At 57.8% G+C, this 11,747-nt stretch carries 13 protein-coding genes and 1 pseudogene; 3 read left to right on the top strand and 11 right to left on the bottom strand.

What is annotated here, in order from left to right; all coding sequences use genetic code 11:
* Nucleotides 1–109: 109 nt before the first annotated feature.
* From J1777_RS13575 to J1777_RS13525, 11 genes and pseudogenes are all read right to left on the bottom strand, one after another.
* Nucleotides 110–400 (bottom strand): hypothetical protein, encoded by a 291-nt coding sequence (locus J1777_RS13575; protein ID WP_207576214.1) that lies wholly within the window; start codon nucleotides 398–400, stop codon nucleotides 110–112.
* A gap of 314 nt (nucleotides 401–714) precedes the next feature.
* The gene (locus J1777_RS13570; protein ID WP_196995903.1) at nucleotides 715–1,761 is read right to left on the bottom strand and encodes a YVTN family beta-propeller repeat protein; all 1,047 of its coding nucleotides are present in this window, start codon (nucleotides 1,759–1,761) and stop codon (nucleotides 715–717) included.
* Nucleotides 1,762–1,799: 38 nt separating this feature from the next.
* Nucleotides 1,800–3,710, bottom strand: a complete 1,911-nt coding sequence (locus J1777_RS13565; RefSeq protein WP_207576213.1) for a DUF3141 domain-containing protein — start codon at nucleotides 3,708–3,710, stop codon at nucleotides 1,800–1,802.
* A 20-nt stretch (nucleotides 3,711–3,730) separates the two neighbouring features.
* Nucleotides 3,731–6,064 (bottom strand): heavy metal translocating P-type ATPase, encoded by a 2,334-nt coding sequence (locus tag J1777_RS13560; protein ID WP_207576212.1) that lies wholly within the window; start codon nucleotides 6,062–6,064, stop codon nucleotides 3,731–3,733.
* A 3-nt stretch (nucleotides 6,065–6,067) separates the two neighbouring features.
* Complete coding sequence (locus J1777_RS13555; RefSeq protein ID WP_066691671.1) at nucleotides 6,068–6,319, bottom strand: DUF2933 domain-containing protein; 252 nt, start codon at nucleotides 6,317–6,319, stop codon at nucleotides 6,068–6,070.
* A gap of 84 nt (nucleotides 6,320–6,403) precedes the next feature.
* Nucleotides 6,404–6,697 carry a heavy-metal-associated domain-containing protein gene (locus tag J1777_RS13550; protein ID WP_011804760.1) on the bottom strand — a complete coding sequence of 98 codons (294 nt, stop codon included), beginning with the start codon at nucleotides 6,695–6,697 and terminating at the stop codon, nucleotides 6,404–6,406.
* Between the two features lie 51 nt (nucleotides 6,698–6,748).
* Nucleotides 6,749–7,417 carry a methyltransferase family protein gene (locus J1777_RS13545; protein ID WP_059401320.1) on the bottom strand — a complete coding sequence of 223 codons (669 nt, stop codon included), beginning with the start codon at nucleotides 7,415–7,417 and terminating at the stop codon, nucleotides 6,749–6,751.
* A complete protein-coding gene (locus J1777_RS13540) occupies nucleotides 7,414–7,689 on the bottom strand; it encodes a DUF2933 domain-containing protein (RefSeq protein ID WP_207576211.1) in 276 nt (91 codons plus the stop codon). The genes J1777_RS13545 and J1777_RS13540 overlap by 4 nt, the downstream gene beginning before the upstream one ends.
* 25 nt (nucleotides 7,690–7,714) lie before the next feature.
* Nucleotides 7,715–8,188 carry a hypothetical protein gene (locus tag J1777_RS13535; RefSeq protein WP_207576210.1) on the bottom strand — a complete coding sequence of 158 codons (474 nt, stop codon included), beginning with the start codon at nucleotides 8,186–8,188 and terminating at the stop codon, nucleotides 7,715–7,717.
* Nucleotides 8,189–8,278: 90 nt separating this feature from the next.
* A complete protein-coding gene (locus tag J1777_RS13530; RefSeq protein WP_207576209.1) occupies nucleotides 8,279–8,623 on the bottom strand; it encodes a copper-binding protein in 345 nt (114 codons plus the stop codon).
* A gap of 32 nt (nucleotides 8,624–8,655) precedes the next feature.
* Nucleotides 8,656–8,814, bottom strand: a pseudogene (locus J1777_RS13525) (cupredoxin domain-containing protein); the annotation flags it as partial.
* A 136-nt stretch (nucleotides 8,815–8,950) separates the two neighbouring features.
* Here J1777_RS13525 and J1777_RS13520 point away from each other — a divergent pair.
* The 3 genes from J1777_RS13520 to J1777_RS13510 all read left to right on the top strand — a co-directional run bounded on the left by J1777_RS13520 (nucleotide 8,951) and on the right by J1777_RS13510 (nucleotide 11,502).
* On the top strand, nucleotides 8,951–9,634 hold the full coding sequence (locus J1777_RS13520) for a heavy metal response regulator transcription factor (RefSeq protein ID WP_207576208.1): 684 nt from the start codon (nucleotides 8,951–8,953) through the stop codon (nucleotides 9,632–9,634).
* Nucleotides 9,635–11,020: a heavy metal sensor histidine kinase gene (locus tag J1777_RS13515; protein ID WP_207576207.1), complete on the top strand. Its 1,386-nt coding sequence runs from the start codon at nucleotides 9,635–9,637 to the stop codon at nucleotides 11,018–11,020.
* Nucleotides 11,021–11,325: 305 nt separating this feature from the next.
* Complete coding sequence (locus J1777_RS13510) at nucleotides 11,326–11,502, top strand: hypothetical protein (RefSeq protein WP_207576206.1); 177 nt, start codon at nucleotides 11,326–11,328, stop codon at nucleotides 11,500–11,502.
* Nucleotides 11,503–11,747: the final 245 nt, after the last annotated feature.

Raw genomic sequence — 11,747 nt, 5'->3', positions numbered from 1 at the left:
CAGTGGATATGGCGGTATAACCATGAACGCCCAAATATGGCATTGGGCGGCATCACCCCCAGACAGCGGCTGGCCATGGCCGCATAGCTCTACTTCTCAGAGTGATGGTTTATGGGGGGATTACCGTCTCCTCTAGGGCGAACCCCACTTCGATGTGGGAAAGACGATCAAAAAGCGCCATGTTTTGGTGATTTTCCACACGTTCAAACAAGAGTACTTCGATCGGGCGCCACATCGCCACCCAGCCAACAATCAACAGCCCTTCGCTGATGGCCGTAAGCACCTGGCTGTTGCCAGGATTACCCAATAAGGCCCGTACAAGCAGCGTCGTACCCAGAACGGCGAGTCCCGTTAACAGGAAGTGCCCTGTCGCATCCTTCGTCGATACCGGCGCCTGCACTGCGCATATTGCGCTTGAAAGTGCGCATGGATCGCTCCTGCAATTTCCACCTCGTACTCTCTGATCGACGTCGGGACATGAACAATGAGACGAAGCGATTCATCTAAACCATACTCGCCCGCACAGTCAACGATATAGTTTTCCACAGCACGGCTCAGTGTTTTCTCATGGAGCGGCGAAGGGTCCAATGAATCGTAAAGCTGCGTGATTCGTTGAATGCGAATATCGATGACCGTCATTTCTGTAAACGCCCAGGTTGTCTTGTTTTACTTTTTTTGCACCTTGCCGGACAGCTGCAAGCGACGGACAAACCGTCAAGGCGTAATGCTGATGCCGTTGGGAGTCTTGCCTACCGGAACGGTCTTTACAACCTTGCGATCCTTCACATCAAGCACGGAAACCGAATTGGCGTACATGTTGGTAACGTAGGCGTACCGGCCTTCACGGTCGACAACCACGCCATGAGCACCGGCGCCGGTCACGACGGTCTTGGCAACCTTGAAACTCTCCAGCTCAATCAGGCTGACGGTTTTGCCAGGCTTCTTGGGCGTGCCCTGATTGGCCACCAGCAGCGTGCGCGAATCCGGCGTGACATACAGCTGGATGGGGACTGTTCCGACGGCAACCTTGCGAATCACCTTGCGCGTAGCCGGGTCGATCACGGCGACCGCGTTTTCCTCCGACAGCGACACCAAGACAAGACTCCCGTCCGGCGTGAAGCCCACTTGAGCCGGCCCCTTGCCTGCAGGAACTTGCGCGATCTCCTTCTGGCTGGCGGTATCGATGACCGACACCGTTCCGCCCTTGAGGTTGGCGACGTAGGCCTGCTTGCCGTCCGGACTGATGCGAAGACCGTGGGGAAACTTGCCGACCGGAATCGTCGCCACGAGGCTCCGCGCCGCTGTGTCGATCACACTGACCGTGTTGTCGCCGCCGTTGGTGATGTAGGCGAAGCGGCCGTCGGGCGACACCACCACATGGGCCGGGTGCATGCCAACCGGCACCTTGGCGACGACTGCGTTAGTCGCGGTATCGATGGCCCAAACCGCGCCGGGCTTTCCCATCGCATCGTGGCTGCCTTGGGCCATCTCCTTGTGCTCCGACGCGTCGGCCGTTTGAGCAGGCTCCCCGTTATTGGTCACCCATACGACCTTGCCGTCGGGCGATACCTGCACGTTGTGCGGTGCCTTGCCGACGCGCACGCTTGCCAGTGTCTTGAACGACGCAGCATCGAGCACGCTCACCGTGTCAGCCCCCTCGTTGGCCACATACACCTTGTCGGCGGCCAAGGTGGCGCCGGACCAGGCCAATAGGCCCATCTGCACCGCTGTCAAAAGCCAGTTGTTTTTTCTTGTCATCATGATCTCTCTTGGTTGGAAAATAAAACTTCTATCAGGGCTCAGTCGGCGTTGGGGCGCACTGAATTACCGTTGCCACCCTCTTTACCCACCATCCCCAGGACGCCTGCGAACAAGACAGGGTTTTGAAACATCAGGCGAAACGCCTGCTCGCTCGCAGCGTCTCGGCCTTCGCGCAGCCTTCCCAGCGCATGGGTCACTTCCCCTGCAGCTTCACGCTCACGCTCGATCAACGGGTGATGCGGCGCAAGCGGCTGGCGGTTCTTGCTAAGCGGCTCGGCCAGCAAGGCAACGCCGCGCATCCACGGACTGAACGTTTCCGAGAGCAAATACCGACTGGTGCGCATCGGATGGAGCCACTTGAGCATTTGGGCTGTCCAGGGTGTGGACAGCGCTTGCGCCCAAGGACTGACGAATGCCCGGTAAAGCGCCTCGTTGAATGTCGAGACCTGTTTCACCCGCTCAAAAGCTTCCTGCGGGTAATCCGTTTTCAGGTCTTCAACCTGACGGGGTTCAAAGCGGATGCTGTAGGTGGGCTTATGGCAGTCCGGGTCACCCGACGGGTTGTCGATCTTCATTTCATAGAGGCCCGGGGCCAGCGCCTCAATCTCAGCCAGGCTCTCCAGGATCGCCCGGTGCTCCAGACGCGCCACCCCGGCGGAGACAAAAATGCCGAGATGGCCGACGTGCGGGTTCGTGAGGTAGACGATGCGCTGTCCGGCCTGCTTGAGATCCTCGGTGTCTTTGTAGACTGCCGGAATCCATCCGAGCGCCTGGTGTGGTGGCGTAATGTTGTCGCCGTAGGACGCAAAGATGACGATTGGATTCCCGATCCGCCTCAGGTCAGCAGTGCAACCCTGGCAAATCTGGAAAAGGCCCTGTTCAAGCTGGTTGCCGATGAACAGGTTCTCAACGATCGCGAGGATCTCTTCGCGGCTCAGGAAATAAAAACCGTTCCACCAGCGTTCGAACTCCAGAAAGCGCGCCTGCTCACTGTCAACGTTGCTGAAGAGTTGGGCGTACTTCTCCCAAATTGCTTTTTCTGGTTTGAGGTTCTCGAAATTCTGCGCCAGCCAGGCACCGTCGAAGCGTCCATTGCCCAGGTCGGCCGTCAGATGCGCCAACCAGCTGCCGCCAAGGAGCCCTCCGGAAAGACGCATCGGATTGACACCGGACTCGCCAGCCCAATATGACAAGGGTGAGCCATTGAGCACCACCGGTCCGACCAGACCGGCGCAGTCTGCGGACAGCAGCGTCAACGCCCACCCGGCCTGGCAGTTGCCATAAAGCACAGGAGGATTGTCAGGATGGCGTAGTGCGACCTCTTCGACGAAACGCCGCAGCACATGCAACACGTCTGCCAAGGTCTGCCCCAGAGCCGGCTCTGGAAAGAAGATGACGAAATAAACCGGATGGCCTTCGCGCATGGCCATCCCGACTTCGGAGTCGCGCTTGAAGCCGCCAATGCCGGGGCCGTGGCCGGCGCGTGGATCGACGATGATGACCGGCGGTTTGGCAGAGTCGACGCAGTCGTCCCAGCAATGCCCGTCGATTTCCGTGATGCGCAACAGTGCATAGTTGACGGACCGCTCGAAGCTGCGCGCATCCAACAACGTTTCATACTTGAAGTCCAGAAGCGGCGGCATTCCGACTCGCTCGTGCTCCAGCATGTTGTTCGCGCGCTGGCGAAGCGTGTCCCAGAACAGAATGGTACGTTCGAAGAAGTCGCGCTGGTAATCGAAATAGTCCTGCGCCGAAGGTGCTTCAGCTGCTCTTTTCATGCCACTAGACGCATCCTGTGGCGCAGGCTTCAACAACTCCTCGGAATGATCCAAGACGGTCGGTGGTAGATCCTTTGCCTGGCGGTGCGTCCATTGCACCGCTGCTTCCTTACCCACCGCCGTGGTGCGTTGAGAGGTCCGAGGCTTTTGTGGTGACGTGGGGGTTTTCATGATTCCTCCGAACTACGGGGTCATTTTTTTCCGCGCCGCAAACGCAGCGCATTGAATATCACCGAGGCCGAGCTCAGGCTCATGGCCAGCGCCGCGATCAGTGGGGACAACAACCATCCAGTGAACGGGTACAGCACGCCTGCCGCAATCGGTACCCCGAGGCCGTTGTAGAGGAAGGCGAAGAGCAGGTTCTGGCGCATGTTTCGAACGGTGTCAGTGGAGATATCACGCGCCGCGGTGATGCCGCGCAAGTCGCCTTTGACCAGCGTGACCTGGCCGCTGTTCATGGCCACATCGGTCCCCGTGCCCATGGCCACGCCGACATCGGCCTTGGCCAACGCAGGCGCGTCGTTGATGCCATCGCCGGCCATGGCGACAATGTGGCCCTCTTTCTGGAGCCGCTCCACCAGCGCAAGCTTGTCGGCGGGCTTGACTTCGCCATGCACCTCGTCGATTCCAAGTTTGGCACCCACGGCCTTGGCCGTGGTCAGGCCGTCTCCAGTCGCCATCACGATGCGCAAGCCACTGGCGTGCAAAGCTTTGATCGCTTCCAGCGTGGTGGCCTTGATGGGATCAGTCACGGCTAGGATGCCAGCCAGTTGTCTGTCCACGGCCAGATGCATCACGCTAGCGCCTTCACTGCGCAGGCGCTCACCATCGGTTTTGAGCGCATCCGTCGCCACGCCCTCCTGCTCCATCAGTGCTGTGTTTCCCAGCACCAGGTGCTTGCCATCGACGATGCCTCGCACGCCGATCCCGCTGCCTGACTCGAAATCAACCGGCTTGACCAGCTCCAGGCCTTTGGCGCGTGCGGCGCTGACGATGGCCTCTGCCAAAGGATGTTCGCTGCCTTGGTCCAGACTGGCTGCCAGGCGCAACACTTCGTCCGCGGTATAGCCGGCGGCACCGACTGCGGTGTCAAAGGCGGGTTTGCCTTCAGTGAGAGTGCCGGTCTTGTCCACAATCAGCGTGTCCACCTCGCGCATTTTCTCGATGGCGCCTGCATCACGGAACAGCACACCTTGAGTCGCTGCGCGCCCCGTGGCAACCATCACCGACATGGGCGTAGCCAGCCCCAGTGCACACGGGCAGGCAATGATCAACACGGCTACTGCATTGATCAAGCCAAACACCCAACTAGGATCCGGACCGAAAAAGCCCCAGACAAAGAAGGTAGCAATGGCGATGAGCACCACCACGACCACAAATTTGCCTGCCACCACATCCGCCATGCGCTGCATGGGCGCCTTCGAGCGCTGTGCATTGGCCACCATCTGAACAATCTGCGACAGCATGGTGGCCGCACCGACTTTCTCGGAGCGCATCACCAAGGCACCACTGGTGTTCATCGTGGCGCCAATCACCTTGTCACCAAGGCGTTTGGTCACCGGCACAGGCTCACCGGTCAGCATGGATTCATCGACCGCACTGCTGCCTTCAGTCACAACGCCGTCGACCGGCACTTTCTCGCCGGGCCGAATACGCAGCAGATCCCCGACGTGAACATGGTTCAGCGGTACGTCCTCTTCGCTGCCATCCGCATTGATGCGGCGAGCCGTCTTGGGTGCCAAACCGAGCAGTGCCTTGATCGCCGCAGAAGTTTGCGAACGGGCCTTCAACTCGATGATCTGGCCCAACATGGTCAGCGAGATGATGACCACTGTCGCCTCGTAGTAGACCGCCACACGCCCCAGGGAGATGAACGAATCCGGGAACACTCCCGGCGCCACCGTAGCCACGAGACTGTAGACAAATGCCGCCCCCGTTCCCAGAGCGATCAAGGTCCACATGTTGGGGCTGCGATGGACAACGGACTGCCAACCGCGTACGAAGAAGGGCCAACCCGTCCAGAACACGACCGGTAAGGACAGCGCCAGTTCGACCCAGGTTTGAACGTTCATGTCAAACCACCCGAGACGATGGCCAAACATTGCAAGAACGGTAACGATGACTGTGAATGGCAGCGTCCACCAGAAGCGATGCTGAAAATCCTTTAACTCATGGTTGTCTTCCTCGTCCAGGGGAATGATTGGCTCCAATGTCATGCCGCACTTGGGACAGATTCCAGGATGGTCCTGCCGCACCTCAGGGTGCATAGGGCAGGTGTAGATGGTGCCGGCCGGCTCTGGCGCGGTGTCCTCAGGTGCAGTAGATACAAGGTATTGCAGTGGGTTCGCTGCGAACTTTCCTTGGCACTTGGCGCTACAGAAATAGTAGGGCCGCCCTTCGTGCGTCAATTGGTGTTCAGACTGCTCCGTGACGGTCATGCCGCATACCGGATCCTTCAGATCCGTTGGCAGGGCTGGCGCGACAGAAGAGTGACTGCCATGTTGATGGTGTGCATGCATGTCCATTGCTTATTCCTTGTTGTTGTTGGTGCGCCGTGGCGGCTGCGCATGGTTGCCGTGCCCACCATGGCCGCCGTGGCCGTGCATCAGGTGCATTAGCGGACAGGCGAGGAGCAGCAGGTAGGGCCAATAACCCAGAACATGGCCCCAGTGCTCTCGCAGCAGATAAAAACCAGCGATCACGGCAGCCGTTGCCAGCGCCATGCCGGCTGGGCGGCGCCAGAACGATGGCGCATGGGAGTCGTTGTCAGGCTGATCCATGGCGTTGCTCCTTCAAAGTTGCCAGCAAAAGGTGCGGGCGCGGACGCGCCCAGCCGGTCGACCCGGAATCAAATACCGTGGCCGTCATCGGCAACCACAGCCCCCCGCACCGCCGCTGTGGCAGCCCGAGGCTTTAGGCTGCGAGGTCGCAGCGGGAATGGGCGCGTCTGTGGCCAGCTTTGCGGGGTAACCCGCATCCGTCAATGCCATCAACAATGGGGCGCTGCCCTGCGCCAGTTCCCCGCTCACCCGGACATGCCCAGACTGGAGATCGACCTCCACCCCACTGACACCCGGCAGCGGTTGCAATGCGTGCGTGACGTGCTTGACGCATGAGCCGCAGCTCATGCCCTCGACTTGCAGATCAATCGTTTTCATATATCAAACTCCTAAAAATTGAAACGTATACCGCCGGGGAAATATTCCAGATCATCTTTTTGACACCGAGTCAGTCGTCGACTGGGCCTTGCCCATGCGAGGGATAAACCGGGGTGTGCGCTGGGCGTATGTGTCGTACGTTGCACCGAACTGTTTGTGCATTTCGTTCTCTTCGGTGATTGCCAGACGTCCGTACATCAGGAGCAAGACAGGGAACATGGCCAAGGTCAGCAAGGTGGGCCACTGCAGCAGGAAGCCCAGCAGAATCATCACAAAAGCCACGTACTGCGGATGGCGAATGCGCGCGTAGGGGCCTGTTGTTGCAAGCGATTGGCCACGCTGAGCGTGGTAGAGCACATTCCACGCTGTGGACAACAGGTAGAAACCAAAGCCCAGAAAAACGTAGCTGGCGATGTGCAGTACGCCGAAATGCGGGTCGCCCTTTTCGCCTAACAGGGTGGACCACAAGTGACCCGAGGTGTGGGAGAGCAGATCCAGGTTCGGAAACTTGGTTTGCAGCCAGCCCGACAGCAGATAAATCGTCAGCGGAAAACCATACATCTCTACGAACAAGGCGACGATAAAGGCTGCGAATGCGCCAAACGTCCTCCAGTCACGGGCCGTTGCAGGCTTGAAAAAGCTGAACGCAAACATGATGAAGATCGCTGAATTGATGATGACCAGCGACCACAGGCCGTACGCAGATTCGGTGTGGTTCATAGTGGATCCCCTTCCTTGCGTGATTCCGCAGTTTTCTTGGCATCAGGCTTACTCTGGCCATGTCCGCCATGTCCGCCATGTCCGCCGTGCATGAAGATATGCATCAGCGGGCAGGCGAGGAGCAAGAGAAAAGGCAGCGCCCCGACAACATGCGCGAGGTGTTCTGTCAACAAAAAATACGCCGCCACGGCACCAATCGCCACGTAGCCGATGGCGTATCGAGAACTCCAGAAACTGGGGGGCGACTCGTGCCCGTCGTGTTGATGGTTCATGGTGACTCCCAATTCGGTGGATGCGTTACTTGGTCATCGAGGCAGGCAGACGGTCCAGCATCATCTGCATCATGGACTCCATCATTTGCATGCGCTTTTCCATCATCTGATGGCGCTCGGCCATGTTGGTGGGCATGCCCTTGCCACCTTGCATGCCACCCATGCCCTGCATGCCTGCGCCCATCTGCTGCATCATTCCCATACCGTCCTGCATCAGGTTCATGTGCTCGTCCATGAGCGCCTGCCGCTCTTCCGGCGTTTTGGCCGCCATCATCTTTTCGTGCATCGCTTGCATGGCTTTCATGTGCTCGTCCATCTTGGCCATTCCAGCCATCTGCCCCGTACCCATTGGCTTTGCGGAAGTCTTCATTTGGGTGGACGCGGGCTGCGTGCTACCTGCAGGGTGATGGGCCTTGTGCTCATCGGCGGCTTGCGCCATCACGCTCAGTGAGGCCGAAGCGATACAGATACCAACCAGGGTATGGCGAATTTTTGACATAGTGCTCTCCTTCTCCAGATTACAAAACCGTCGCAGTCAGCAATCAATAAATCCATCCGCGACGACACAGCACGCTAAAGCAGCGTGTTCTCACTGAGCGGGCTGAATGTCTGTGACAACCATCTTCCCGCCCTCGTTGACGACCATGAACTTGACCTTGTCGCCGGGCTTCACTTTGCCCAGCAGACTCTTGTCTTTTGCGGTGAACACCATGGTCATGCCGGGCATGTCCATGTGCTTGATTTCTCCGTGCTTGATGGTGACCTTGCCAGTGGACTGATCGACCTTCTTGATTTCGCCGTCGGTCATGGATGCCGATGCTTGGGACATATCCATCTTGCCGTGATCCATCATGGTCTGGGCGAAGCTGCCCATGGGTGTTAATGTGCCCATGGCAAGCGCGGAGATAGCAAGAATGTTTTTGATGGTGTTCATGATTTCCTCAGGAATGAGAGTAAAAAAGTGGATTACTTCTTGGCCATTTTGACGGCCCACTTCATGCCGGCCTCGTAATGACCAAGCATCAGGCACGCGAAGTTGACAGTGCCCGCCTTGGCGAATTGCCAGACGATCTCACCTTGCTTGCCAGGGACCAGCGTGACCTTGCTGGGCACATCACGACGAATGACCGATCTCATGGAAGAGATTCTGAAGAGCGACCCTGTCAGAAAGCTGTGCGCCAGATTACATATTTGTTATCTGCATGTCGGGAACGCAGAAACTCGTCAAACTCACGTCTACGCCAGATAGCGGAGAGTGACCATGAAGATATTGATCGTCGAAGATGAGCCTAAAACCGGTGAATACCTTCGCCAGGGATTGAGCGAGGCCGGATTTGTGGCCGACCTGGCTCAAAACGGTAGCGATGGGCTGCACCTGGCACTCCAAGGTGAGTACGACCTCGTGATCCTGGATGTCATGCTGCCCGGACTGGATGGCTGGCAGGTGCTGCAGTCCCTGCGCAATCGCGGCTTGCAGATGCCCGTGCTGTTCCTGACGGCCCGGGATCAGGTGGAAGATCGGGTCAAAGGGTTGGAACTGGGCGCTGACGACTATCTGGTCAAGCCCTTTTCATTCGCCGAGTTGCTGGCCCGTGTACGCACAATTCTGCGCCGGGGCCGAGGAGGCACCGAAACCAACACACTGCGCGTGGCTGACCTGGAGCTTGATCTGCTGCGCCGACGGGTCTCGCGGGGTGGCCGCCGCATTGACCTGACAGCCAAGGAATTTGGTTTGCTAGAGTTGCTGATGCGCAGGCATGGAGAAGTGTTGCCTCGCTCGCTGATTGCCTCCCAGGTGTGGGACATGAACTTCGACAGCGACACCAACGTGATCGAAGTGGCGATGCGCCGCTTGCGTCTGAAGATCGACGAAGGCCAGGACGTCAAGTTGATCCAGACCGTGCGAGGCATGGGCTATGTGCTGGAAGCGCCGGAGAGCGTTTAAATGTTCCGGTTCTTTTCGCTTACCCATCGTTTGGCCATCTTTTTCACGATGGTGGCTGCAGCCATGGTGCTGGGGCTTGGAATGTTGTTCCTGGTTGCGACCGAACGCCACTTCCTGGAACTGGATCGAATCACGCTGCAAGACAAACAGCACCTGATCGAGAACATAGTAGTCAATACCAACTCCATCGATGACATCCCATCGCGCTTACGCGAGTCATTGAACAATCACCACGGCTTGTCTGTCATTGTCAAAAACGCTAAAGGGGATGTTCTTTTCAAGACTGAAGGGTTTCAACCTCCAGCCACTTTAGATGCGCCAACACCAGAGCATCGGATTTCCGAGATTCAGAGTTGGAAAAACCAAGGCCGTGAGTTTCGTGCGTTGAACTTGCGCGTCAACCCTGCCCACAGTGCGGCGCCACCGCTGGATTTCCTGATCGCTATTGACATGGAAGATCACATGCAATTCATGGCGCAGTTGCGGCGCACGCTGGCGCTTTACGCCATTGGTGCCATCTTCGTCAGCGGGATGCTGGGGTGGTTCGCAGCCTACAAAGGCATGGCACCGTTGCGCGCCATGAAGACCCGAGCCACAACGGTCAGCTCCCATCGTCTCGATAAGCGAATGCCCGTCGAAGCAGTTCCTGCGGAAATGGCTGACTTGGCGCAGGAACTCAACAAGATGCTGGACAGACTGCAAAATGACTTTCAGCGACTCTCCGATTTCTCCTCGGACTTGGCGCATGAACTTCGCACGCCCATCAGCAACCTGCTGACGCAAACCCAGGTCGCACTCTCCACCAGGCGAGACGCTGACACATATCGAGACATACTGGCGTCGAACGCGGAGGAGTTCGAACGCTTGGCGCGCATGGTGTCGGATATGTTGTTCCTGGCCAAGACGGATCGTGGGGTTGACTTGCCGAACAAGGAGCGGTTTTCCGCCGCGAAGGAAGCCCAGGCGTTACTGGAGTTTTACGAAGCCGTCGCGGAAGAAAAGAGCGTCACACTACGCCTGTTCGGTGACGGAGACGTCTTGGGTGACCGACTGATGTTTCGAAGAGCGTTGAGCAATTTGCTATCGAACGCATTGCGCCATTCCAAAAACCATAGCGATGTAACGATTGACATCAGCGATACAGCGCAAGCCGTTATCGTGACGGTCGAGAACACAGGGGAGGACATTGATCCTCAAATCATTCCTCGCCTGTTTGACCGCTTCTACCGTGCCGACCCGTCTCGATTGCACCCACAATCCGATGGTGCTGGCCTAGGACTATCAATTACCCGGGCCATCGCACAAGCTCACGGGGGACGTGTGACGGTTGAATCCGGTGCGGGGAGAACAAAGTTCAGTCTGGAATTTCCGAGCAGGTTGCTGTGATAGAAATAACCAACGCCAACAGGGCTCCCATCGGCACTACAGTACCTTATCCCTCTTATGTTGCCGCCGGTGAAATTGACCAGCCTATCAATCGTTCGTTGATCAGGCGGAATTACCGGAGACATCCAACACAGCAAAGGCTTTCGGCCTCATAAGCTGATCAGATCCTGAGGTTTCCCCTCAAATTTCGCTTGCAAATCAATAGCATGGGGGCTAGATTGGCTGTCCAAAACAGCGCCTGAGTGCATGCATGGTTAGTTGAGTCCCCACTGGTGTTTCCACACAAGCCACGAGGAGACACCGCCATGCATGCCATAGAGATTTTGCGCGATACGCTGGCCCGCAGTTGCCCGGGCCTACACAAGCGCAGGCTGCAGACTCTGATGGGGGCCGTCGAGGCGGCGTTGCATGCGCGCAGCCATACCCTATCGAACCTGGCCCGCGCCTTGAACGGGCGCACCAGCGTGCGCCAGCGCGTCTAATGCATGGATCGCCTGCTGGGCAACGCGGCATTGCAGCGCCAATGTGCAGACATCTACGCTGGCATGGCCAGGCAAATACTTGCGGACTGCAAGCAGCCAGTGATCTTGGTCGATTGGAGTGAGATAGCCCCCTGATTCCCCATCCCCGTCCTATCGCTTATCTTTGAGATAGGAATAGGACTATGAATATGACTAGGCATACGGAGTCGGTGGAGGTGATTTTTAAAGACCAGCGCCGCAGGCGC

The organism is Comamonas denitrificans (assembly GCF_017368815.1).
Lineage (GTDB): Bacteria > Pseudomonadota > Gammaproteobacteria > Burkholderiales > Burkholderiaceae_C > Comamonas > Comamonas denitrificans.
Note: the sequence above shows the minus strand (reverse complement) of the source record. Positions and strands in the feature narration are given on the sequence as shown.

Coding starts and splice junctions, on each gene's coding strand:
- J1777_RS13540 (WP_207576211.1), bottom strand. CDS start 7,689: ATGAACCATCAACACGACGGGCACGAGTCGCCCCCCAGTTTCTGGAGT.
- J1777_RS13555 (WP_066691671.1), bottom strand. CDS start 6,319: ATGGATCAGCCTGACAACGACTCCCATGCGCCATCGTTCTGGCGCCGC.
- J1777_RS13510 (WP_207576206.1), top strand. CDS start 11,326: ATGCATGCCATAGAGATTTTGCGCGATACGCTGGCCCGCAGTTGCCCG.
- J1777_RS13520 (WP_207576208.1), top strand. CDS start 8,951: ATGAAGATATTGATCGTCGAAGATGAGCCTAAAACCGGTGAATACCTT.
- J1777_RS13545 (WP_059401320.1), bottom strand. CDS start 7,417: ATGAACCACACCGAATCTGCGTACGGCCTGTGGTCGCTGGTCATCATC.
- J1777_RS13535 (WP_207576210.1), bottom strand. CDS start 8,188: ATGTCAAAAATTCGCCATACCCTGGTTGGTATCTGTATCGCTTCGGCC.
- J1777_RS13550 (WP_011804760.1), bottom strand. CDS start 6,697: ATGAAAACGATTGATCTGCAAGTCGAGGGCATGAGCTGCGGCTCATGC.
- J1777_RS13515 (WP_207576207.1), top strand. CDS start 9,635: ATGTTCCGGTTCTTTTCGCTTACCCATCGTTTGGCCATCTTTTTCACG.
- J1777_RS13560 (WP_207576212.1), bottom strand. CDS start 6,064: ATGGACATGCATGCACACCATCAACATGGCAGTCACTCTTCTGTCGCG.
- J1777_RS13530 (WP_207576209.1), bottom strand. CDS start 8,623: ATGAACACCATCAAAAACATTCTTGCTATCTCCGCGCTTGCCATGGGC.
- J1777_RS13570 (WP_196995903.1), bottom strand. CDS start 1,761: ATGATGACAAGAAAAAACAACTGGCTTTTGACAGCGGTGCAGATGGGC.
- J1777_RS13565 (WP_207576213.1), bottom strand. CDS start 3,710: ATGAAAACCCCCACGTCACCACAAAAGCCTCGGACCTCTCAACGCACC.